Annotated in this window: 19 protein-coding genes and 2 pseudogenes; 6 read left to right on the forward strand and 15 right to left on the reverse strand. The window is 58.8% G+C overall.

Translation table 11 applies throughout. The features are described from left to right. Positions 1-370 precede the first annotated feature (370 nt). The 3 genes and pseudogenes from AB4N80_RS22665 to AB4N80_RS22675 all read left to right on the forward strand — a co-directional run. Positions 371-1,348, forward strand: a pseudogene (locus tag AB4N80_RS22665) (methyl-accepting chemotaxis protein); the annotation flags it as partial. Positions 1,349-1,657: 309 nt separating this feature from the next. Further along, a pseudogene (locus AB4N80_RS22670) lies at positions 1,658-2,254 on the forward strand (methyl-accepting chemotaxis protein); the annotation flags it as partial. A 152-nt stretch (positions 2,255-2,406) separates the two neighbouring features. Continuing rightward, positions 2,407-2,907: a hypothetical protein gene (locus tag AB4N80_RS22675; RefSeq protein ID WP_240998514.1), complete on the forward strand. Its 501-nt coding sequence runs from the start codon at positions 2,407-2,409 to the stop codon at positions 2,905-2,907. Positions 2,908-2,910: 3 nt separating this feature from the next. Here AB4N80_RS22675 and AB4N80_RS22680 read toward each other — a convergent pair whose 3' ends face one another. From AB4N80_RS22680 to AB4N80_RS22710, 7 genes are all read right to left on the reverse strand, one after another. Beyond that, on the reverse strand, positions 2,911-4,122 hold the full coding sequence (locus AB4N80_RS22680) for an MFS transporter (RefSeq protein WP_240998513.1): 1,212 nt from the start codon (positions 4,120-4,122) through the stop codon (positions 2,911-2,913). 40 nt (positions 4,123-4,162) lie between these two features. Next, on the reverse strand, positions 4,163-5,470 hold the full coding sequence (locus AB4N80_RS22685; protein WP_122568264.1) for an NAD(P)/FAD-dependent oxidoreductase: 1,308 nt from the start codon (positions 5,468-5,470) through the stop codon (positions 4,163-4,165). A 208-nt stretch (positions 5,471-5,678) separates the two neighbouring features. After that, the gene (locus AB4N80_RS22690; RefSeq protein ID WP_460078922.1) at positions 5,679-6,875 is read right to left on the reverse strand and encodes a multidrug effflux MFS transporter; all 1,197 of its coding nucleotides are present in this window, start codon (positions 6,873-6,875) and stop codon (positions 5,679-5,681) included. Beyond that, entirely contained in the window at positions 6,872-7,120 is a 249-nt protein-coding gene (locus tag AB4N80_RS22695; RefSeq protein WP_436278744.1) for an alpha/beta fold hydrolase, read from the reverse strand. Before AB4N80_RS22695 ends, AB4N80_RS22690 begins: the two co-directional genes overlap by 4 nt. A 31-nt stretch (positions 7,121-7,151) precedes the next feature. Then, positions 7,152-8,444, reverse strand: a complete 1,293-nt coding sequence (locus AB4N80_RS22700; RefSeq protein WP_122568262.1) for an NAD(P)/FAD-dependent oxidoreductase — start codon at positions 8,442-8,444, stop codon at positions 7,152-7,154. 58 nt (positions 8,445-8,502) lie between these two features. Next, positions 8,503-8,925, reverse strand: a complete 423-nt coding sequence (locus AB4N80_RS22705) for a RidA family protein (RefSeq protein WP_092169062.1) — start codon at positions 8,923-8,925, stop codon at positions 8,503-8,505. A gap of 33 nt (positions 8,926-8,958) precedes the next feature. Next, the gene (locus AB4N80_RS22710; RefSeq protein ID WP_122568261.1) at positions 8,959-10,098 is read right to left on the reverse strand and encodes a tyramine oxidase subunit B; all 1,140 of its coding nucleotides are present in this window, start codon (positions 10,096-10,098) and stop codon (positions 8,959-8,961) included. Between the two features lie 188 nt (positions 10,099-10,286). Here AB4N80_RS22710 and AB4N80_RS22715 point away from each other — a divergent pair, with 188 nt between their 5' ends. After that, the gene (locus AB4N80_RS22715; protein WP_354336701.1) at positions 10,287-11,114 is read left to right on the forward strand and encodes an AraC family transcriptional regulator; all 828 of its coding nucleotides are present in this window, start codon (positions 10,287-10,289) and stop codon (positions 11,112-11,114) included. 246 nt (positions 11,115-11,360) lie between these two features. Here the strand turns inward: AB4N80_RS22715 and AB4N80_RS22720 are convergent, their stop codons facing one another. The 6 genes from AB4N80_RS22720 to AB4N80_RS22745 all read right to left on the reverse strand — a co-directional run bounded on the left by AB4N80_RS22720 (position 11,361) and on the right by AB4N80_RS22745 (position 17,648). After that, a complete protein-coding gene (locus AB4N80_RS22720) occupies positions 11,361-12,701 on the reverse strand; it encodes an MFS transporter (RefSeq protein ID WP_122568260.1) in 1,341 nt (446 codons plus the stop codon). Between the two features lie 69 nt (positions 12,702-12,770). After that, positions 12,771-14,093 carry an MFS transporter gene (locus AB4N80_RS22725; protein ID WP_122568259.1) on the reverse strand — a complete coding sequence of 441 codons (1,323 nt, stop codon included), beginning with the start codon at positions 14,091-14,093 and terminating at the stop codon, positions 12,771-12,773. A gap of 82 nt (positions 14,094-14,175) precedes the next feature. After that, positions 14,176-15,054 (reverse strand): SMP-30/gluconolactonase/LRE family protein, encoded by an 879-nt coding sequence (locus AB4N80_RS22730; protein ID WP_122568258.1) that lies wholly within the window; start codon positions 15,052-15,054, stop codon positions 14,176-14,178. 56 nt (positions 15,055-15,110) lie between these two features. Beyond that, a complete protein-coding gene (locus AB4N80_RS22735; protein ID WP_305492127.1) occupies positions 15,111-16,043 on the reverse strand; it encodes a beta-keto acid cleavage family enzyme in 933 nt (310 codons plus the stop codon). Between the two features lie 94 nt (positions 16,044-16,137). Beyond that, positions 16,138-16,926, reverse strand: coding sequence for an SDR family oxidoreductase (locus AB4N80_RS22740; RefSeq protein ID WP_305470551.1), 789 nt, complete (start codon positions 16,924-16,926; stop codon positions 16,138-16,140). After that, positions 16,923-17,648, reverse strand: a complete 726-nt coding sequence (locus tag AB4N80_RS22745; protein WP_122568255.1) for a GntR family transcriptional regulator — start codon at positions 17,646-17,648, stop codon at positions 16,923-16,925. The genes AB4N80_RS22740 and AB4N80_RS22745 overlap by 4 nt, the downstream gene beginning before the upstream one ends. Positions 17,649-17,904: 256 nt before the next feature. On the opposite strand from AB4N80_RS22745, the gene AB4N80_RS22750 reads away from it, so the two are divergent. Further along, the gene (locus AB4N80_RS22750; protein WP_122568254.1) at positions 17,905-18,423 is read left to right on the forward strand and encodes a hypothetical protein; all 519 of its coding nucleotides are present in this window, start codon (positions 17,905-17,907) and stop codon (positions 18,421-18,423) included. Positions 18,424-18,604: 181 nt separating this feature from the next. Here the strand turns inward: AB4N80_RS22750 and AB4N80_RS22755 are convergent, their stop codons facing one another. Both AB4N80_RS22755 and AB4N80_RS22760 read right to left on the reverse strand, forming a co-directional pair. Further along, positions 18,605-20,323 carry a RopAA-2 gene (locus tag AB4N80_RS22755; RefSeq protein ID WP_240998512.1) on the reverse strand — a complete coding sequence of 573 codons (1,719 nt, stop codon included), beginning with the start codon at positions 20,321-20,323 and terminating at the stop codon, positions 18,605-18,607. 298 nt (positions 20,324-20,621) lie between these two features. Then, positions 20,622-21,515, reverse strand: a complete 894-nt coding sequence (locus tag AB4N80_RS22760) for a LysR family transcriptional regulator (RefSeq protein WP_122568253.1) — start codon at positions 21,513-21,515, stop codon at positions 20,622-20,624. 121 nt (positions 21,516-21,636) lie between these two features. On the opposite strand from AB4N80_RS22760, the gene AB4N80_RS22765 reads away from it, so the two are divergent. After that, positions 21,637-22,077, forward strand: a complete 441-nt coding sequence (locus AB4N80_RS22765) for a GFA family protein (RefSeq protein ID WP_122568418.1) — start codon at positions 21,637-21,639, stop codon at positions 22,075-22,077. Positions 22,078-22,133: the final 56 nt, after the last annotated feature.

A 22,133-nucleotide genomic window follows, 5' to 3' on the forward strand; every position in this document is an offset into this window, starting at 1 on the left:
ATTATTTGTCTGTCAACGCCAAGCCTTTGTGCCAGGGTGCCAGCCCATTTGGTTTGCAACCCAAGCCCGCTAGCCTGTGGTGTCAATCACGCGCCGCGGAATCGAACACACTATGAGCCTCGCATTGAGCATTCAAAACAAGATCGCCCTGCTGGCCAGCGTCTGCCTGGCTACAGTGGTGGCACTGGTCGTGGGGCTGTCCCTTGGGCAACGCCAGACCAGTGAGGACTTGATCGTCGACGCATCCGGCCAACTGTTGCTTACGGCGGCCCAGAACAACTTGCAGGCCCAAGGCCAGTCCCAGGCCCTGGCTATTCAACAAGGGTTCAGCCGGGCCTACGAGTTCGGTCAAGGTCTCAGTCGCCAGGTGATGCATCTGCGCGACCGCGCCGACAAGGACCCAGCAGCGTCCCGCGCCTTGAGGCAGGACCTGGCGCAGGTGCTGCATCAGGCAATTACCGAGCGCCCTGAATTGCTGGGCCTGTTCGTTGTCTTCGAACCCGATGCATTGGATGGGCGCGATGCAGAGTTCATCGGTCAGCAAGCGCTGGCCAGCAACGACAGCGGGCGCTTCTCGATGTACTGGCTACAGCCCTCGTCCGGAAAACTGGAAATGGTCCCGGGCGATGAAAAGCTCCTGGCCGATACCTCTCCAGGCCCCAGCGGCGCGCCGTTCAATACGTTCTACACCTGCGCCCGCGACCACGCCAAAGCCTGCCTGCTCGACCCCTACGTCGACAATTCGAGCGCACCGGCGCGGCTGGTCACCACGATTGCCTTGCCACTGATTGAAAACGGCAAAGTCGTGGCGGTAATGGGTCTGGACATCAGCCTGGAGACTCTGCAACGGGATGCTCAAAAAGCGAGCGCCACTCTCTATGACGGCCAGGGCGGCATTTCGATTATCAGTGCGGCAGGCTTGGTGGCCGGTGACAGCCTTCACCCGGAGCAACTGGGCAAGCCATTGCAGGCAACGCTTCCCGCCCAGGCCACGGATGTGCTCAAGACCATGCACGAGGCACAGGTTCGAACCCTTGAAAACGACCAACGAATCAGCGTGATCGTGCCGATTCGTCCCTTTGCCGATGCAACACCGTGGGGCGTGGTGGTCACCGTTGCAAAAGAGGTGCTGGCCGCCCCGGTGGTCACCTTGAAGGACCGGATGTACGCGCAGCGGGTAAGCAGCCTGCTGCTTGAACTCGCCCTGGGCATTGCCGCGGCAATACTGGGCGTCGCCATGATGTGGCTGACGGCCCGCAGCGTAACCCGCCCCCTGCTGCGGGTGGCTCGACTGCTCGAGGATATCGCCGATGGCGAAGGTGACCTCACGCGACGTCTGGCGTACCCGGCCAAGGATGAGCTGGGCCGACTGTGCAACGCCTTCGATCGGTTTCTGGATCAATTGCAACCGGTGATCGCCACAGTGCAGGGGGCCGTACACAACGCTCGCGAAACGGCCAATCAGTCGGCCCAGGTCGCCAGCCTCACACATGCCGGCATGCAGCAGCAGATTCGCGAGTTCGAACAAATGGCAACCGCTCTGCACGAGATGTCAGCGACTTCGCAGGATGCCGCCCAGAGCGCCGCGCAGGCAGCGGATGCCGCGCGGCATGCCGACCAGGCCACCAGCAATGGGGTGCGCGTGATCGAAAACACCGCCCAAGGCATCCAGTCGCTGGCCACAGGCATGAGCAACGGCATGGTGCGTCTGCAAGCGTTATCGTCGAGCAGTCAACAGATCGGCACAGTCATGGAGGTCATCCTCTCGATTGCCCGACAGACCAATCTGCTCGCCCTCAATGCCGCCATTGAAGCCGCGCGGGCCGGTGATGCCGGTCGTGGCTTTGCGGTAGTGGCCGATGAAGTCCGTAGCCTGGCCCAGCGCACTCAGGCGTCAGTCGAAGAGATCGGTGCCGTGGTCGAAAACCTGCACAGCGGTACCCACGATGTGACGGCGGCGATGCAGCAGAGCCATGACCTGGCCCAACGTAACGCCGTCGAGGCGCGCCTGGCCCTTGAAGCGCTGGAACAGATTCGCCAGGCGGTCAGCGTCATCACCGACATGAACGTGCAGATCGCCTGCGCCACGGAAGAACAGAGCAGCGTCGCCGAAGAGATCAACCGCAACGTCGTAGCGGTGCGTGATGTCACGGCCTCGCTGTCGACCCAGGCCGAACGCTCCGCGAGCATCAGTCAGCAACTGAACGAACTGGCCACTGAGCAACAGGCACTGGTGCAGAAGTTCAAGACCTGAGCGCAGACCAAGCAGAAGCTTTCACTCATTCAGGTGCTGTACGCGTACGCACTGGCAGCTGCCTTTTTCTATCCACCCAGGATGCACCTATGTTCAAGACCGCTTTGCTGACGTTATCGCTGACGTGCACACCTGTACTTGCCGAGACAAATATGAATTCAGATGTCGATGAAAACGCCTTTGTGGCACTGATGCAGAAGGAGATCACCAACCGAGCCACGGCGCGCTACGCCATCGGGGCCATTCTGGGGCGGGATCAGCCACAAGCGGCCTTACCGTTCTGGAGCAGCTATCAAGCACTGGAGGCGTTGAACGAGGAAGTCTATGCAGCGCCGACCGCACAATTGGGTGTGGAACCCAACCGTTTCAGCGCGTGGCTCAAAGGCCATTCAGCGGCGTTGTACTACTGGCTGGCACCCAAGCGCATGATCACGACCATGGCGCAGGCAACCGGGGAGTACTATCAGGAGCTACGTGCCGATGCCGCGCAGGTACCTGCACGGCATGAGGATTTCTATCAGTACGTATTACGCCAGGAGAAGGTTCAGGTTGAAGCCTTCACCCTGGCCGACAAGGATGATTACGCCACCGCCAGCGAACGCCTGGCGGCGTTCGTCGAGGCTCAGCGCAACACCCTGGTGCGCGCTGAGTAGCGCTTACAGTCGGGAAAGGACTGCGGTGTCTGAGCCCTGGGTGCGCTTGAACGCAAGCTGTACTCTCAACACCGCAACACCGTAGATGGCCAGGACCGCCACCGAACAGGCGCCGGAGAACACCAATACTGCAGAGTAGCCGAATTCCTCGATCAGGAACCCGCCAATGGCCGGCCCGAATGCCGCACCGAGGGACAGGCACAGCGCGCCCAGTGCGACCAGCTTGCCCGACAGGTCGAACTCAGCCATGACGCCAAAGGTATAAGCCAGCACGAAGCTGATCGAAAAGAGAAAGCAGATAACCCCAGCAACGTACGTAGCAAGAGAAGAGAACTGCGCCAGGGCCACCAGGCCCAGCAGCTCCGCCAGGATGATCACGGCCACCGGCATGAAGCGCCCCACCTTCAGGCCAATCGCCGACGCGATGAAACCACCGCCGGCATTGATCAAAAAGCCCAATGCCAGCACCATCCCGATGGTATCGGAGGTCAGTCCGGTCTTTTTCCCCATGAGTTCAAGGAACGCCCACACAGACATGATGCCGGTCAGGAACACCAGGCTGGCAACCAGACTCAACCATACGATGGCTCGACTCTCGGCGCTGGCAATCAGCACGGAGGCATCGGACGCATCCAGTTGTCGCTCGCTGCGGCGTGGCACCCAGGGCAGCGGCAAGATGCCCATCACCACCATGGCAATGGCGATGGTGATCAACATGCCTTCAAAGCCCCAGACGGGCGCCACCGCCACCGGCAGCACGATGAGCAAAAAGGCACCCGGCACGGTCTCGATACCCAGCTTGAAACCAAACGCACGTTCAGGCTGAGAACTGTCACCGAAGATCGTCATGGCCAGGGCATACAAAGCACCTGTCCCGGCGCCGGCCAGGGCCATGATTACCAGCAGCATTTCATAGGAAGGGGCACGCAAAACAGACAACACCGCGCCCACCACTACAGCCGACGACAGTGCCGAAATAACCCGCCAACTGAGCTGGTGAATCCACAGCAAGGAGGCCAGCCCGAACGCCCCAAACCCCAGGTTCATGGCCATGGCGAGATTGCCCAGTTGATGCTCGCCAAGGCCGAAACGCTCCGCAAGCGCTCCAAACAGCACGGGAAGCACGTTCAATAACAGCGCGCCTGCGCCCGAGACCAGCCCTGCACACAGATAAACGGATACTTTATCGATCGGATTTTTTTTTGTAGTTTTCATTTTAAGTGTCCTGGCTTGATAAACAGAGGCTCAAGTTTGCTTAACGGCGGCCTACACGGTAGGCATTGAGTTGGCGAGAAACCTTGCCCAGGGAGCACAGCACAGCCCTGAAACGGTCCTTGCCGAAAATACGCTTGCGCGGAATCGAGCTCATCGCATCCCATGCTGGCGAGCCACCGCTCATGCCATCGGCGATAACCCTGGCGATCACCTGACTGGGTGTGACCCCGAACCCGGAGTAACCCTGCACATAGAACACATTCGGATGCCCTTCCAGCGTGCCGACCTGTGGAAACAGGTTCATCGTGCAGTCCATCGGGCCGCCCCATGCCAGATCGATCTTGGTATTGGCAAGGTAGGGAAACAACCTCAACATCTTTTTGTGGGTCCAGACCTTTAGGTCCAGAGGGACATACTCAAGCAGCATGCCGGCAGTGCCGTACATCAGGCGGTTATCCGAGGTGATCCGGTAATAATCGATGATCGGCGTGATATCGCTGAAGGCGCCACGGATCGGGCTGATACGCTCGACCATTTCGTCGGTCAGCGGCTCGGTGACCGTATTGAACGCATACACGTTGATGGTGGAACGGTCGAGTGAACGGTCCAGCTTGTTGAGGAAGGCCCCGCAGGCAAACAGCAGCTTGTCAGCCTTGACCGAACCTTTTGCCGTCCTCACGGTGACCTGGGGCCCGTAGTTCACCTCAAGCACGGGAGATTGCTCGAAAACTCTAGCGCCATGGATTTCAGTCAATGCCTGAGCCTGCCCAAGCAGCAGGTTCAGCGAATGAATATGCCCATTGCCCATATGCTTGAGCGCGCAGGTATAGACGTCGGACCCGACAATACTGCGTACCTGTGAACCTTCCAGGTAAGTGATTTCCTGATCTGGGTTCAGGCTCTGGAAGTCTTTGGCCCAGGCCTGCAACAGCTTGCCCTGACGCTTGTTGAAGCCAAGGTAACCGTAACCATGCCGAAAATCCGCCTGGATGTCGTACCGCTCGATGCGTTGCTTGATCAGGCTCGCACCCAGGTCGCTGATTTCGAAGATCGCCTTGAGCCCCTCGGGGCCGACATCCTTTTCGATCGTCTCCAGATCATGGCCGATGCCCGCCATCACGTGGCCGCCATTGCGCCCCGAACCGCCGAAGCCCAGGTAATTGGCTTCCAGCACCACCACATTGGTAATACCCCGCTCGGCCAGCTCCAGTGCCGTGTTGATACCCGAAAACCCTCCCCCGATGATCACGACCTCAGCCTCGATATCATCTTCGAGGTCCCGATAATGCAGGTCGTACTTACGGGTCATGGTGTAGTACGAAGAAGGGTTTTCCAGAGACAACGACATGCCAGCCTACCTTTTTATTATCAGGGCCATACAGCGACGATAGCCTCCCTGGATGCATCGATAGCCAACATTGCATTGGCCGCGTAATGCGCATCCGAACGACACCGCTCTGCTTATCACGCCTATAGTGTGTAGCGGATTGGCTGGGCTGGCATGTCCAATATTGCCGGATTTTTGGTTAAGGCTGACAACTCATCCGCCAGTTGGCTCAAGCCTGCACTGCTACCGAGCGGGCAGGCGTACGGAGGATGAAAACATAGGCTGCGAGGCAACCCAGCCCGCAACACCCCACCACCAGGCACATGGGCCACGACGTGCCGTCGGCCAAATGGCTCACCCACAGACTGGCCAGCGCTCCGGTAGCGAATTGCACCGAGATTCCCAGTGCGACGCTCGCCCCGGCCTGGCGTGGAAACAGCGCCATCAGGCAGGCCGTGCAATTGGCCCCGAGCAAACCGGTCACGCCCATGTAGAGCACCATGCAACACACGATGCTCGCCAGCCCGCCCCATTCGGTAAACCCTACGAGCAACAGCATCAGCCCAGCCCCGCCCGCCAGCACGGCGCCCACGCCCAGCATGCGTTGCGGCCCGTAACGGCCCACCCGGCGGGCATTGATGAAGGTCACCAGGATGATGCCGAGGATGTTCAGGGCGAACAATCCACTGAACACCCGTGGCGACACCCCGAAGTAAACGACATAAACAAAGGGCGAAGCAGTGATAAAGGCGAACATGCCGCCAAACGCCAGAGACATGCACAGGATCAACGTCACCGCCCTCGGCTGGCGGGCGATGGCAAGGTAGGCCGCAAAGGCCGCCTTAACCGACGCGCCACGCTCCTGCACCGGCAAGCTCTCCTTCAAGCCCAGCGCGACCATCAACAGGCACAGGCTGGACAGGATGAACAACGCGGCGAAGATCGTACGCCAGCCCTGGATCAGCACCAGCCAGGTACCAATCATCGGCGCGACCAGCGTCGCCATCATGGTCAACAGGTGCATCCACGACAGTACCTTGGCCGCCTGCACCAGGCCCACCAAATCCCTGGCGACAGCGCGGGCCAGCACCAATGCGCCCGCCCCGCCCAGCGCCTGAAGAAAGCGCCAGGCAATCAGTTGCTCGACACTGCCGGCAAACAGGCACCCCAGGGTTGCTACCACGTAGACCATCAGGCTGCCCAATAGCAGGGGACGACGACCATAACGATCGGACAGCGGACCGTAGAACAACATGCCCAGGCACAGCCCGGCGAGAAAAGCACTGATGGTATGTTGCACCTGCGCAGTGCTGCTCGACAGGTCCTGGGCGATTTGCGGAAGACTGGGCAAGTAAGTGTCGATCGAAAACGGCACGAAGGCCGTCAGCGATGACAGCAATGCAATCAGCCGCGCACGTGCGTTCATCGGCCCGGCCTCTCGAGGCGTTCAAGAAACGCGACGACCAGCCGATTGAAGACCTCACCTTGATCGTCATACACAGAGTGGCTGGCGTCCGCGACTTCGGCCATGCACGCCTGCCCATTGCTGTCGCGCATGGCTTGCAGCGTCGCCGCCGGCAGAACATCCGATCGCGCACCACGAATGAGCAAGGTCGGCCAATCCAGGGCACGCACCGCCGGATTGATGAAAAAACGGCTGTCCGGGGACATCGTTTTGCTCCGTGAGTGCAGGACCTGCGACTTAGAAACGATCAAAGCGATATGGGCTTGGATCGATGATCGGCGTATGCCCGCTGACGAGATCGGCTGCCAGGTGACCAGCCGCCGGCGAAGTACCGAAGCCGTGTCCGGAAAAACCGGTGGCCACGGTCAGGCCGGGAATTTGCGCGACCGGCCCTATCACCGGATTCGAATCCGGAGTCACATCGATGGTACCCGCCCAGGCCTGGGCTATCTTCGCTTGCTCGAACACCGGCCAGGCAGCCTTGAGGTTATTCATTGCATCATTATTGAGCCGCGGGTTGGCGGCCGGATCCTGCACGCGTACGCGTTCGAACGGGCTGACGCTGTCGGCCGACCAGCGCCGGGACAGCGCCAGGTCGTTGAAAAAATACTTGCCCAGCGACACGTTCAACACGCTGCGCTGTGCTCGGAACTGCGGCATGTATTGCTTGGCAAGTAACAGGTGGTCGAGCGTCAAAAAGGCGTCCAGCTTGCCGCGCTGGGTAATGATGAAGCCGCCGTCCTTGTGTTTGCGAAACGAAAAGTCCGGCGCCCCCACGGCAATTTCGGTGGGCCCTTGCATCGGATGGGTACGCAGCACCGAACAGGTCAAGGCCAGCGTCGGCAACGACACGCCGAGATTGCCCAGAAAACGCCGCGACCACATCCCGCCTGCAAGCAATACCTGGTCGCAGCGGATCTCGCCTTTCTCTGTGACCACCCCACTGACCTTGCCGGCGGACATTTGCAGCGTCCGCACCGCACACTGCTCGATGATCACCACGCCCAGGGCCATGGCGGCCTTGGCAATCGCGCTGCTGGCCAACGTCGGTTCCGCGCGAGCATCGGACGGCGTGTAGATCCCGCCGGCCCAGTCATCCTTGCCGCCCGGCACGAGCTGCGCGATCTCGCGCTTGCTGAGCAATCGTGAATCAAGGGAGAGGTGCTCGACCGATTTGAGCCAGCCTTCATGCATCGCCATCTGCGCTTCGTTGCGCGCGACGAACATGATGCCCTCTTGCCGGTAGCCCACATCCGCGCCAACGCGCTCAGGCATTTGTGCCCACAAGCGGTCCGCGGCCAGAGCCAGCGGAATATCGCCGGCATGGCGACTGGTCTTGCGCACCCAGCCCAGGTTTCGTGAGGACTGCTCGCCAGCAATACGGCCTTTTTCCAGCACCACTACGGCAATATTGCGCTCGGCCAGGGTCAGCGCAGCCGTCAAGCCGATGATTCCACCGCCGATGATGACGACAGAGGTCGCGGTGGGAAACACGGTAGACGTATTCACGGGCGCAATAGTCGGGGCCATGATCAAGACTCGATAAGCAATGGAGGTTGGCCGCGCAAGCGCACGGCCGTGTAATGGTTTACTGCGACAGACGAATGACTTCGACTTGCGCCTTGGAGGCGTTGCGATAGGCAGTCACTTCCAGTTCCACCTTGTAGACCGTCGAACCCAACGGCGGGCACGTGACCGTACTGGCCGGGTCGACGCCGCGAAACTTCTCGCCGATCAGGGTCATGACTGCCGGCACATCCTTGGGGTCCTGGATGAACACCCGCGAGCACACCACATCGGCCAGGCTTGCATCGACGGCGGCCAGGGCGGTTTCGATGTTGGCGAAGACCTGGTGCGTCTGCTCGAGGATGTCCTCCGGGATCAGTTTGGTTTGCGGATTGCGGCCAGCGGTATTGGACACATAGATCCAGTTGTCCACCACCACCAGGCGCGAATAGCTGGCCTGGTCTTCAAATGGGGAACCGGTCTTGAGCTTGATGATTTTTGTCATGTCGAAGGTCTCGTCAGTTGGGTCAGGAATGGCTCAGCGCAGCACCGGGGTTTCCCACAGATTCAGTTTCACGCCGATGCCTTTTTCGATGGCATTGCGGTACACCACGGTGCCCCAGGCCACGTCTTCCACGGGCATGCCGCCCACCGACATGATGATGATCTCTTCATCGTTGCGACGGCCTTGGGCTTCGCCGGCGACGATCTTGCCGATGTCTTCGAGCTCGTCCGCCCGCATCTTGCCTTCGGCGATCATGTCCATGAAACGCACGCCGATCACCGGTACGCAGTGGTGCGCAGGCTTGGGCAACTCTTCGAACCAGGCTTCATAGAGACCGGTGTTATCCAGCACCTTGCGCACGTCGGCACGCTCCATCCCTTCATCCAGGGAGCAGGACGCCGGCATCGCCATGAAGGCCCCCGGTTTGACCCACTCGCGTTTGACGATTGGGTAGTTTGAGGGGTCGCCCACCTCACCAGAGCTACAATAAGTAACAAGGTCGGAGTCACGTACCACTTCTTCGAGGCTGTCGACCACTTGTATCGTGGTGACCTGTGGGTAGGTTTCCTTAACCCAGGCAATAAAATCATTCAGGCTTTTCTCGCCACGGCCCTTGATCTTCAAGGTATCGATTTGCGGGCATACGGCGATGAATGCGGCGAGCGTGGTCTTGCCCATCACACCCGGACCGAGCAGACCGACCACTTTCGAGTCCTTGCGGGCCAGGTGGCGCGCGCCGACGCCGGGAATCGCACCGGTGCGATACGCCGACAGCAGGTTGGCGGACATATGCGCCAGCGGTGCGCCCGTGTCGGGGTCATTGAGGGTAAACATCAGAATCGAGCGTGGCAGGCCTTTTTCGCGGTTGGCGATATTGGAGCCGTACCATTTGACGCCCGCGGTGCAAAAATTGCCGCCCAGGTAGGCCGGCATTGCCATCATGCGCCGGTCAGCGGTGGGCTTGGGCATGTTCGGGAACGGCGAATCCTTGGGAAAAACCACCATCGCGCCATGGGAATCATTGTTCGGGCCTGCCATGCGGTAATCACCGATGTACAACAGGCCGAACATCTCCTCCATGGTGTTCACACAGGCCAGCATGTCGGTCACGCCAGCGCGGATCATGTCCTGCTCGGACAGGTAGATGAAGTCTATTTTTGTAGTAGTTGACATAGTTATTCTCGAACTGAAGGTGATATCGCTGCGGTAGGCGCTGCTCCCACGCTATCGAGGTCGAGTATCAGGGCGCGGTTTTCGGCGGTATTGTAAATTTCGGACATTGACGCTTGTCCCTCCCGCACGTAAGAGTTGGCGCGAAAAATGCGTGATTATTCGCGTATTTTCCACTCAAGGGTCCGGTCATGGTCAACCTGCGCGCGCCGACGCTACGGCACCGCACCGCGTACGAACAACCCTGGTTCGTGCTCAGTTCATCGCGGTATTCGGTAATACCTTCCGACCATCCGGCGATTTCGCATTTCTATGCCTTCGATGTCGCCCACTCAGCTGACCTGCTGGCGGTGCCGGACGGCTGCGTGGACATCGTGTTCGACTGTGATACCACACGCCCGAGTGTGAGGATCTGTGGCACTCCGCTGGAGGCGCAACGGGTTGAACTGCTCCAGGGGCATCATTACTTCGGTGTGCGCTTTTCGCCCGGGGTAATTCCTGGCTTCATCAACGTACTGGCTGAGGACCTGACCGAACAGGAATGGGATCTGCTGGAAGTCTCTGCGTTTGCCCAGCGCATTTTCGAAAGCATCGTCAAAGCCTCGCAGTTGCACGAACAGGTGAAGCTGTTCAACGACTACCTGGCCCCACGCCTGATGGGCAGGACATCGAAACTCACCGCGATGGTCATCCAGCAGGCAATCGCGCGCCGTGGCGATCTGCGCATCCAGCAGCTTGAAGACCTCAGTGGCTACACCAGTCGCACCATCCATCGCCAGTTCAGCCAGGACACCGGCCTGTCACCCAAGACCTTCTGCAGGATCATCCGCTGCCAGACAGCCCTCGACACCCTGAATACCCAACACGAAGTGTCGTTCTCGGAACTGGCTCTGGACCTGGGCTTTTCCGATCAATCGCACTTCCTGCGCGACTTCAAGAAACTGATCAGTACAACCCCTTGCGAGTACCAGCGCAAAATGCTGCAGAACGCCTATAACGACCGCATCAGCATCGCCTGAGCCCTGGCCCTGCTCGCCGGCAAAATAAGCGGCCCCATAGCGTCTGCCCTATTGAAACTTGAGGGTTCGCGTTTCAACAAGGTGCCAAGGCAGCCGCCCAATCCTCATTTTTAGCGCTCGTAATGCTCGAGCCCACATTGAAGCCCTGCCGCCGCTCAGTGCGTCATCCACTCACGCCGGCATGCCTGCGGCGCCTGGGTGCCAGCACCACTCCGAGCGACTGACAATATGTCAGTCAGAGAACGCTCATACAGGCTGCCGCCGGCCTTGCAGCCTTTGCTTATCGGCCTTGCGCTCATGGCCCTGACGTAAGCGCAATGCCGCTATTGCCGCAACCACCAGGATGATTGCCACGATTTTCATTCCATCCATCGCGTTGCCGGTACTTTGCTCGATCAACCCCATCACGGAGGGCCCGAAAAAACCGCCCAGCAGACCGCAAGAGTTGACGAACCCAAGGCCGCCGGCGAGCGCCGCACCTTTTAGCCGCGAAGCCGGGTAAAGAAAAATGATCGACTGCACGACGAAGAACATCACCGCCGAAAGACAGAAACCCAGCAGGCTGATCACCGGTCCCGCCAGCGAGGCGATTCCCAGGCCAGCAGCCATGGTCAGCAATCCCATGACCAATATCTGTCGAGAGCGTTGCGGTGTAGTGGCGAATCGAGGCAGCGCTATTGCCCCCGCCGCTGCCGCCAACCAAGGCAAGGAAGTCAGCAATCCGATCTGCAAGGTGCTGAGGTCACCGTATTTGCCAATGATACCGGGCAGGAAAAAAATCACCGTATAGACCGTGATCTGATGGCAGAAGTAGACAAGGATCGCCAACAGGATTTGCGGAGTCAGACATTGTTTGAACGAGTGGCCACCGCGACCGGCGCCCTCCTCCGCTTCAGCTGCCAGCCCCCGCTCGATCTGCTCGGCTTCAGCGGCGCTCAGCCACGGGGCCTTGTTCGGGCGGTCTGGTAATTTTTTCCATACAACCATGGCGAAAAACACGGCTGGCAGCCCCTCCAGCATGAACATCCACTGCCAGCCGCGCCAGCCCAAGACGCCGTCCAACTGCATGAGCGCAGCCCCCAACGGGCCGCCAATGATGTTGGCAAAGCACACACCCAGCAGAAAATAACCGGTAGCACGGGCTCGCTGTTCCCGGCCAAACCAATACGTCAGGTACAGCATGACACCGGGGAACAGGCCCGCTTCGGCGATGCCTAGCAACAAACGCAGGACGTAGAACGACGTTTCACCTTGAACAAAGGCCATCGCTGCAGAGATCAAGCCCCAGGTCACCATGATTCGTGCAATCCAGAATCGAGCGCCGACCTTGTGCATGATCAAATTGCTAGGCACCTCCGAAAGTGCATAAGTGAGAAAGAACAATCCCGCTCCCAGTCCATACGCGGCAGCAGAAATACCCAGATCGACATCCAGTTGATGTTTGGCCAACGCAATATTGGTGCGGTCGAGGAAGCTCAATACGTAGGCGGCGATCAGCAGCGGCATCAATTTGACGAACATCAGTTTGTTTAATGTTGCTGAATCTCGGGGCAGAACAGATGTTTCGATGATTCTTGTGGTTGTCATCGCACAAAACCTCTTGGCCTTTACAGCCTCTGAAAATCCCGACGGTGCTGACCGCCGGGAGCAAAACGATCAGCGATCCAGCTGGGCGACCAGTACTTCTGGCCGATGAGAAAACAACTGCAGGAACGCCCCACCCAGTGCACAGCCCGCCATCACGAAAAAGCACACGGTGTAGCCGTTGAGGCTGGTCCAGCCACCGCCCATGCTGATCAGCGTCCCCATCAATACCGGTGCGATGCCGCCACCGATGAACATCGCCGTGGTGATGATGCCGTTTGCGGTCGATGTCGCAGAAGGCTGCGCGGAATCAGAGGCAACTGCGTAGTAGATCGGCCAGACCGCGTTGGCGACCAGACCGAACAGCAATTGCACGACGATGATGATCAGTGTCGTGTTGGCGAAGTAGAACGCACCGACACTGACGGCCATCCACAGTCCGCAGATGATCAATGTCACCCGGCGACCGATAATGTCCGACAGCGACGGCCAGACCAGTTGCCCAAGGATGCCGGTCAGCGTGAACACCACGCTCATTCCTGCCGACTCGGCCAGCGACAAGTGAAGTATGTTGTACAGGTACGCAGGCAGGACAATGTTGACGCCCATGTACACCACTTGCGTCAGCATGGTGTTGCCGGCGGTAAGGGCAATATTGCGGTTACTGAGCGTCGCCTTGAACGTTTTCCAGGCCTGGCCTTTGACGTTGGTCGAGGGCGTGCTGTCCGGCGGGGTCATGCCTTTGGCGGCGATGTCCACGTACAGCTGGGTGATACGTTCGGCGGTTGAGTAGCGCGACCAGAAAATCATCAATGGCAGCGCTACCACGAAGGCGAAGAAGAACACGTAGCGCCAGTTTTCTTCACCGAACGTGGTGATCACGAAGCTGGCGACAATACCACTGAGCATCGCGCCGATGGGGTAACCGGTATGGTGAGCGCCCAGAGCAAAACCGCGGCGTTCCACCGGCCACCATTCTGCGGTGTTACTGACGCCTACTGGTTCGCCCCAACCGGCTCCCAGGTTCACACCCACCCGCAAAGCGACGAAGCTGGCCAGGCTTCCACTGAGCGCCTTGAAGCCGGAAAAAAACGAAAGCGCGGTGTAGCCCAGGACCAGCGGCACCTGGAAGCGCGCCCGTTTCCAACCGCCGCCATAACGGTCACTCCAGATCGAACCTGGAATATCCAGGACCGCCAGGGCTAGCATGACGATAGTGGCCAGCGTGCCCCACTCGTCCGCCGATAAGTCGAAGTGCTTGGAGATTGTTGGCCCCAGGCGCAGCACAATCTCGCGGTCATAGGCGTTGAGAATCCAGATCAACCAGCACACCAGTAACGATACCCAGGAGAAACGATGGATCTTGCCCAGCGATGCTTTTTTATTATTTTGCATGGGAGAATCTCCAGGCGTGCCGCGCACGCCCTGTGAAGAGAGTTCAGTTGTCCTTAACGGTCAGGTCCGGTTTGGTGGCCGATCAGCTGGCAAAGCGTTTTTCGGCGATGCCCTTCACACCCAGCCCGGTGATGGCGAACAAAGCACCGCGTTGCTGGCCGTCTTCGGGAAAGCGCGGAAGCGGCGGCTTGGCCATTGAGGTGACAAACAGCGTGTCCAGATTCGGCCCACCGAAGGTCAGGCTGGTGACCTTCTTCACGGGCATATCGATGATGCGATCCACCTGCCCGTCTGGGGTATAGCGCACCAGTTTTCCGGCGTATACCAACGCCTGCCACAGGCAGCCTTCGGCATCCACAGTGCAGCCATCCGCCGCGCCGCCGGCGGATGTGTCGACCTTGGCGAAGGTCCGACGGTTGGCGACTTTCCCTGTCGCATTGTCGTAGTCATACGCCCAGAGTTCACCAGACCAGGTGTCGGCGAAATAGAACGTTTCGCCGTTCGGGCTCCAGCATGGACCGTTGGACACGATGATGCCTTCGTCCAATGTATGCAGGCTCAGGTCCGGGTCGAGGCGATAGAGTTTGGCACTGGCCTCGTCCTCCTGAGTATCCATCGAGCCGACAATGAATCGGCCCTGACGGTCGACTTTGCCGTCATTGAGTCGATTATTCGGTCGGCCTGGCTCCGGGTCGATGATCAATTCAAGATCGCCAGTCGGCAAGTCGAGGCTATAAAGCCCGTTTTGCAAGGCGACGATCGCCGCGTCGCCGTTCTTGCGCAGGGCCATGGAACCGATTTTCTGCCCGACATCCCAGGCCCGCAGCTCGCGCCCATCCTCGGTGCAACGCAGAACCCGACCGTCGAAACTGTCGATCCAATACAGACGCTGCTGTTCGACATCCCAGACTGGACCTTCGCCCAGCGTAGTCTTCACATCGACGACGATTTCGATACGCATGTTTCACCTCTATCTTGTTGTTATTGAGATGGACGTCCGGCAACTGAAAACAGGGGTTAAAAATCGACCTGGTTCTTGCCCTTTAGGTTGAGCATTTCCCGGGCCTCATCCGGGGTCGCCACTCGTCCCCCTAACGCCTCGATCACCGTGCGAATGCGCTTGACCTGATCGGCGTTGGACGCCGCCAGTTTGCCCGGCCCATCCCACAGCGAATCTTCAAGCCCGACGCGTACATGACTGCCCATCGACAGGCCCATCGTGCCCAGGGGAATCTGATTGCGACCGGCGCCCAGTATCGACCACTGGTACCCATCGCCGAACAAGCGGTCAGCCGTGCGGCGCATATGCGCCAGATCTTCAGGGTGACCACCAATGCCACCTCGTAGGCCAAACACCGACTGAATGAAAATCGGCGCTTTAAGCAACCCTCGCTCCAGGAAGTGCGCAGCGGTATACAGGTGGCCGATGTCGTAGCATTCAATTTCAAAGCGGGTGCGGTTTTCAGCACAGGTGTTGAGGATATGAGCAATGTCGCGGAAGGTATTACGGAAAATCCGATCGTCGCTCTCCGCAAGGTACGGCCGCTCCCAGTCATGCTTGAACTCGGTGAAGCGATCGAGCATTTCGTACAATCCGAAGTTCATCGAACCCATGTTCAGCGAAGCCAGCTCGGGCTTGAGTTGCGCCACAGGCTGCAAACGCTCCTCCACACCCATGGTTGGCGCACCGCCTGTGGTGATGTTGATCACCACATCACTCTTGGCCTTGATTTGCGGCAGAAACTGGCGGAACAAATCCACATCTTGACTGGGCCTGCCGTCATGAGGATCGCGAGCGTGCAAGTGAACAATCGATGCACCCGCTTCAGCGGCACCGATAGCTGCGTCGGCAATTTCCTGCGGCGTGATTGGCAAATGCGGCGACATCGAAGGTGTATGGATGGCGCCAGTGACGGCGCAGGTGATGATCACCGGACGTTTTTTAGACATGAGTCTTCTCCATTCTTGTTCTTGACGAGAAAGTGGTCAGGGTTGCCCGGCTCCGAATAATGTCCGGCCGTTGTTGCAGCTGAGGTCGAGACGCTTAGAGGTACTCGACGTTGCCATCAACACTGATGGCCTGGCCGGTCACATTGCGTGCGGCGGGTGAGCATAGGAACAACGCCATGGCCGCGACGTCTTCGGCGGTGACCATGCGTTTGAGCGAGATCTTTTTCAGGTATTCCTCGCGCATCTGGGCTTCAGGCACATTCATCTGTTCGGCGCGGGCACGAATCACACCGGCCATGCGCGGACCTTCGACGATACCGGGCAGCAAAGCGTTGACGCGGATATCGCTTTCGCCCAACTCGGATGCCAGGGACTTCATCAGACCGACAATGGCCCACTTGGTCGCCGCGTACGGCGTGCGCCAGGCGTAACCCAAGCGGCCAGCCACTGAAGCGATGTGGATCAAGTGCGCATTGGGTGACGCCTTGAGCAGCGGCACGGCGTGATGAGCAAAGCGGTATTGCCCGGTGAGGTTGATGTCGACGGTGCGCTGCCACTCTTCGTCGGTGATAGCGTCGATGCCCGCTGTAGGACCTGCGATCCCGGCATTGTTGATCAGTACATCAAGACCGCCGAACTGTTCGCGTTGAACCTTGAACACCGCTTCGATCTGCGCCGGGTCACCCACGTCCGCACGGGTGGCGACACTGCTCGGATACCGGTCGCGAAATGCTGCGAGGGCGGCTTCACTGACATCACACACGTGCACCTTGGCACCTGCTTCCATGTAAGCCGCCGCCAGCACTTCGCCAATCCCGGCTGCGCCACCAGAGATCAGCACCCGCAGGCCGGTATAGGGAATCAATCGATTGAGAACGCTCATGCCTTTTTTACTCCAGCAGAGACAGACGACCTTGAACGGCCGTTCTTGACGATCAGGCGCGCCAAGGAGTCAGCGGCCTGCATGATGTCGTCGGTGACCGCCGCTCGGGCCGCAGCCCCATCACGCGCGGCAAGAGCCTCGACGATGCGGTTGTGCGCTTCCATTGAGCGCTGAAGGTGCGCCTTATCGGGTGCAACAAGCGCAAAGCAGGGGCCCATGTGCAGCCAAAAATTTTCCACGGCTGCGATGGTCATTTCAGCTTTCGCAACCGCGTAGATGCGCCGGTGAAAGGCAAAGTTGGTCCACAGATAACGGGGCACATCGACGCTGTCGGCGGCTTGCTGCATTTGATCGCACAGATGACTGATCTCTTTAAGATCGGAGTCCTTGAGAAGAAGGACCGCTTTCTCGGCCAGCAGACCTTCGAGTGCAACTCGGGCATCGCGAATCTCTCGCAGCCGTTCGGGAGTCATCATGCGGACACGCAGACGTGAGGTTTCGGTGACTTCGAAGGCGTTCTCTGCGCTGAGACGATTGAGCGCTTCACGCACCGGCATCGGGCTGGAACCCAGCGCCTCGGCAAGACCGCGGATAGTCAGCTTCTGGCCCGGCTGGAAGCGACCGCTCATCAACGCTTCCCGAATCTGGCGGTAAATCTGATCCTGCAGGGTATCGCGAGAAACCTGACGCATGGTGGGCAGGAGGGTCGGACGATCTGTCATGAGTAGCGCTCACATTTGGCGTTCTTATAGGCCAAATATGTGATCACAAATAACATATGTCAAATTGTTTTTTGCCCTGAACTCGGTGTCAGGGACCCGCGATGACCGGGTCGCGAAAGCGTTTTTACACACTCGCATCAAGTCCAGACCCTGAATGCTGGTTGATACATCATCGAATACATTATTATCAGCCCGCTGTTCGACAGTCCCAAGCCCCGGAATGGTCAGGGCACCCAATGGCATCAGGGAGAGATGGATGTACCTCAATCAAAAGTCCAGCCGCTGTATCTTGCTGGCCGGCGTCTTGGTAATTAGCGGTTGCACTTCGTTTTTGCAGGGTAAGCAGTATGTCGTTCCCGGCCCCGATGAACCCTCCGCAACGGTTCGCCTCAAGGCTGGAAATGGTGCGAGACTGGATGCCATGACGTTCAGTGACAATGGATGCTATGCGGGTTACACCATCCTGCCCTCTAACGGCGACTACATCGAATCTCGGGTCGCCGTGAATAAGGAGCTGATCCTGACCTATGGGCAGGTCGCAGGAAGCAGCGTCTGTCAAATACCGTTCTCCTTCACGCCACAGAACGGCGCCACCTATACCTTGATCCAAGGCTCCTGGAGCAAGCCCAAGGCAGGCATTCTTCCAATCTTCAACCGCGACGAATATTTCTGTGGCGTAGGCGTCGTCAAGAAAGTCGGCGACCAGGAGAGCATCGAACCCATTCAACAGCTTCAAATCAAGACTGGGTTCGCATGCCTGAAGTTCGTTAAATAGGGACACCGCACGGCATCCGCTGCGAGGTGGTTGAACCATTTCGAGCGGATGCCGTTCTCCCCGTACAACGACAGTAGCCTTTTTTAAATGGACTTCTCCCATTCAAGACAGGCGCTCCGGGCTTCCAAATCTTGGATTTTCTACTGCTCGGGCGTCAGGGTTCTGCTCTGTGGAGTTGCTGCTACACGATATCGCCATCATCCTGGGCAGGCGGACGCGCGGGCGCTGAGGACGATGCTTGACCCTGCGTAACTGCGAGCGGCTGCATGGGCATGCTCTGACCAGGAGCGGCTTGGCCTTGAGAGGTGGCCGCGGGGCGTTGCCTCAAAGCTCCAATGCTTTTGTCCCAGGCCGATTGAGAGGTGCTGCCAATGGCACCAGCAACACTAATGATTCCATCCCCTGCCGCTTGAGCTGCACTTTTTGTGTGGTGGGTCGCTGAAACAGCTGTCTCTTTGGCAAATCTGGCGCCGGTGAGCGATGTCTTGAGTGCAAGCTCACCGCCCTTGACCGCCACCCTGCCAGCGGCATCTGCGCTCCCTTCTACTGCTTTTGGTACATGGGCATCGACAGCAGCGATGGCTTTTTTCGGCACTGACCCACCGAGTGAGGCGCCAGCTGCCCACAGCCCGAAAGCCAGGGTACCCAATACGTTCTTTACACCCTCCGAGGCGGCGGTAGCCGCCATTTTTCCCAGTTCCTTAGACTTGGCCAAGTTGGCTGTGGCGGTTGTAGCCGCGCCCATTGCAGAAAAACCGCCAATCAGGAGGCCATTTCCTACAACACTGACCGGGTCCAGTATCTCTTTCAAGGCGTCGCCGCTGATGACTGCATTCAGAGCCGTAGCCGCGCCTTCACCAAGCCGCGCGGAAACCATCTTAACCAGGGCAGTGGCATCGAGATCCTTCAAGGTCTCGAAGTCATCCAGCCATTCGGTATCTTGATCAATAGGCTTATGAGCCTGCCCTTGCGGTACAGCATCCCGACGACCATAGAGCATCGCAGGGTCAGCTAAATGGTTAGTGCGATCGCGGCTTACATTGTAATGCTCAATTGCTATACCCACGATGATAGCCGTGACTGGTCGTAGGGCGGGTTGCAGGATTGCATCCAGGTTCTCTTTGCCAGCAGCCGTCATGGCAAGCGTTGATGCGTACATTGCAGTATTACGCACGGCAAACCCGGTGAGCCACTTATTGGCTTCGTCGAAAGCATTACGCAATGGACCTTTGTCCAACGCCAGCAGCTTTTGCGCTACTGATGCTTGAAGCGCCGGGTGCAGTGTATCGCTCTCGGGTTTAAGGTAATAACCAGGCTTAAAGCCCGCGATCATCTTGTTACCGGCAGCATCCGCCATACCGGCATACAAGCATGACATGGCGTTCTCTATAGCCGCTTGGCGTACTGTATTGCCCTGCTTGCCCGCGACCTGGAGGATGGACGGTTTGAAATTACCGGCCTCGGTAAGTGCCGCAAAGGGCGTGCCCCCCAGCCCTGACTTTATTGACGCAAACAATCTGTCGGCTCTGGCTGCGTTTTTTTCCGCCTTCTCCATGTCATGGACGTTATAGCCCCCTGCCTCTAACCGTTGAGCACGATCATCGCGAATGGCCTTCAGCTCCGCATTGCGGGCGCTTGAAGCAGGGGCAGCGGGTTGATCGGAGCCAGCTTCTGTTTCAAGGTGAGCCTCGAAATGGTTTTGAAGCCGGGTGCTCATCGCTAACCCGATAGAGCCGAGGTTAGGCGAGTGAGAGGTCTGTTGCGTTACTTCCTGCTGTATCTCATCAGGTACACGAGTCAGCTCGCGGCTTGCACGTACATTAGGCGTATCCATGGCGTTATCACTCTTAGTGATCGGCAGATAGAAGAATGCAAATGACTCTGGCAGGAGCGGAGACATCCTTACACCTGAGTGGCCGTGGCGGGAGAAGCGTTCCAAAGGATGTAATAAAAATGAACACTACGCGGCTACTTGATAACACGCGCACTCGCCGTGCGTACCAAAATGACCTCGGTCCGGCACGCGCTGTTCGGCGCGGCGGATGACCTCATTCCTTGACGCCTCGGATCCGGCTTAGCCGCTGGCTTGCTAGGCACTTGCTAAGTACGCAAGTTCGCAAACCGCGTGGACTGTAAGTAAGCGGTATGTTCACTCAGCATTAGTTACAAGCGACGAAATGCGTGATGCAACTATCCAACTAGGCATCGGCCAAGAACTCTGAAAGCGATTGCGAAAGTGCGTCAAATACCAGCGAGACACGTCGCACCCGTTTAAGGTCGAGATGCATCGCGATCCAGACGTCCACCGGGAAGTCCACCTGCTCTGGCAGTACGCGCACCAGGTCATGACGGCGCGCCAGTTGGCGTGAGCACACGCCGATGCCCAGTCCTGCGCGCAACGCTGCGAACTGGGCCAGGTGATCGTCGCTGCGAAACACCGCGTGTTCCCCTGTACAGGCAAAACCCTGTTGTGCCAGGAACGCCTGCTCCGCCAGGTTGCGGTCCGGACCGATGACCGGGTATTCGCTCAATTCATGTGCGCATCGAGGCCAGCCACGGTGCTCGATCAACCCCGGCGTCGCATACAGGCCCACGCGCAAATCGCCCACATGCCGAGTGACAACGGAGGCCTCGGCCGGGCGACGAATGCGTACGGCCACATCTGCCTCCTGCAATGCCAGGTCTTCCAGGCGGTTCGACACGCTCAGTTCGAGCGCCAACTGGGGCTGGGCGGCGCGAATCTCGCGCAGCATTGCAGGGAGTACTTCCACGCCCAGCAACTGATTGCTGGTGACCCTCACTGTGCCGCCAGGCACATTGGCCTGCGCGGACGCGGCACGAGCGAACGCTTCGGCGGCCAATGCCATCGTTTGTGCATGGCCAATCAACTCTCGGGCGGTGTCCGTGGGCATCAATCCCGCTGGCGAACGCACGAACAGACTCGTTCCCACGCTGCCCTCCAGTGCGTCGATACGTCGCCTGGCGGTGGCTTGGGCAATGCCCAGCGCTCGTGCTGCAGCGGACAGGCTTCCGGTTCGAAGAACAGCCAGGAAAACCCGCTGGGTTTCCCATTGAAGTTGCGGGAGGCTCATACATTTCCTACGAGTGGGTAGAAAGGTTTGATCAATTTTAATCAGGCAGAATCTTGTGCATGCTTTACCCGTATTGATGCGCGGCATCAACATTCAGTCGCTTAAACACGAGACATTACTCATGAAACTTGCCGGTGGTTGCCGTTGCGGCGCCGTATCCTATCGTTCCATCAGCGACGTGCAGGTCGCCATCTATGCGTGTCATTGCCAGTTTTGCCAGATCTGGAGCGGCAGCAGCTTCGCGCTGCATGCGATGCTGCCCAAGGACGCTTTTATCTTGGAGGGGGCGACTGTCGAATATAGCTATCAGGACCAAAGGCAAGTCGCGCATCACCATCTCTGCGCGACCTGTCATACGCGCATCTACAACACCACTTCGGCAGCGCCTGGACTTTGGATTCTTCGCGCCGGCACGCTCGACGACCGCGCCTCCTTGAGCCCTATCGCGCACATTTGGGTCAAGCACAAACAGCCATGGCTGAGTTTGCCCGCCACTATCGCAACCTGGCAGGAAAGCCCCACGCCCGAGGCATTCGCGGCAGCGTTGAGCGCTGGCGATTGAGGAATGATCAGTGGCTGGATCAGTTCAAGATTCAACTGCGCGACTGAACCTCAACC

The sequence above is a fragment of the Pseudomonas sp. H3_A02 genome (genome assembly GCF_054671965.1).

Excerpts from the sequence above, each read along its gene's own strand:
- AB4N80_RS22675 (WP_240998514.1), top strand. The coding sequence starts at position 2,407 with ATGAATTCAGATGTCGATGAAAACGCCTTTGTGGCACTGATGCAGAAG.
- AB4N80_RS22680 (WP_240998513.1), bottom strand. The coding sequence starts at position 4,122 with ATGAAAACTACAAAAAAAAATCCGATCGATAAAGTATCCGTTTATCTG.
- AB4N80_RS22685 (WP_122568264.1), bottom strand. The coding sequence starts at position 5,470 with ATGTCGTTGTCTCTGGAAAACCCTTCTTCGTACTACACCATGACCCGT.
- AB4N80_RS22690 (WP_460078922.1), bottom strand. The coding sequence starts at position 6,875 with ATGAACGCACGTGCGCGGCTGATTGCATTGCTGTCATCGCTGACGGCC.
- AB4N80_RS22695 (WP_436278744.1), bottom strand. The coding sequence starts at position 7,120 with ATGTCCCCGGACAGCCGTTTTTTCATCAATCCGGCGGTGCGTGCCCTG.
- AB4N80_RS22700 (WP_122568262.1), bottom strand. The coding sequence starts at position 8,444 with ATGGCCCCGACTATTGCGCCCGTGAATACGTCTACCGTGTTTCCCACC.
- AB4N80_RS22705 (WP_092169062.1), bottom strand. The coding sequence starts at position 8,925 with ATGACAAAAATCATCAAGCTCAAGACCGGTTCCCCATTTGAAGACCAG.
- AB4N80_RS22710 (WP_122568261.1), bottom strand. The coding sequence starts at position 10,098 with ATGTCAACTACTACAAAAATAGACTTCATCTACCTGTCCGAGCAGGAC.
- AB4N80_RS22715 (WP_354336701.1), top strand. The coding sequence starts at position 10,287 with ATGGTCAACCTGCGCGCGCCGACGCTACGGCACCGCACCGCGTACGAA.
- AB4N80_RS22720 (WP_122568260.1), bottom strand. The coding sequence starts at position 12,701 with ATGACAACCACAAGAATCATCGAAACATCTGTTCTGCCCCGAGATTCA.
- AB4N80_RS22725 (WP_122568259.1), bottom strand. The coding sequence starts at position 14,093 with ATGCAAAATAATAAAAAAGCATCGCTGGGCAAGATCCATCGTTTCTCC.
- AB4N80_RS22730 (WP_122568258.1), bottom strand. The coding sequence starts at position 15,054 with ATGCGTATCGAAATCGTCGTCGATGTGAAGACTACGCTGGGCGAAGGT.
- AB4N80_RS22735 (WP_305492127.1), bottom strand. The coding sequence starts at position 16,043 with ATGTCTAAAAAACGTCCGGTGATCATCACCTGCGCCGTCACTGGCGCC.
- AB4N80_RS22740 (WP_305470551.1), bottom strand. The coding sequence starts at position 16,926 with ATGAGCGTTCTCAATCGATTGATTCCCTATACCGGCCTGCGGGTGCTG.
- AB4N80_RS22745 (WP_122568255.1), bottom strand. The coding sequence starts at position 17,648 with ATGACAGATCGTCCGACCCTCCTGCCCACCATGCGTCAGGTTTCTCGC.
- AB4N80_RS22750 (WP_122568254.1), top strand. The coding sequence starts at position 17,905 with ATGTACCTCAATCAAAAGTCCAGCCGCTGTATCTTGCTGGCCGGCGTC.
- AB4N80_RS22755 (WP_240998512.1), bottom strand. The coding sequence starts at position 20,323 with ATGTCTCCGCTCCTGCCAGAGTCATTTGCATTCTTCTATCTGCCGATC.
- AB4N80_RS22760 (WP_122568253.1), bottom strand. The coding sequence starts at position 21,515 with ATGAGCCTCCCGCAACTTCAATGGGAAACCCAGCGGGTTTTCCTGGCT.
- AB4N80_RS22765 (WP_122568418.1), top strand. The coding sequence starts at position 21,637 with ATGAAACTTGCCGGTGGTTGCCGTTGCGGCGCCGTATCCTATCGTTCC.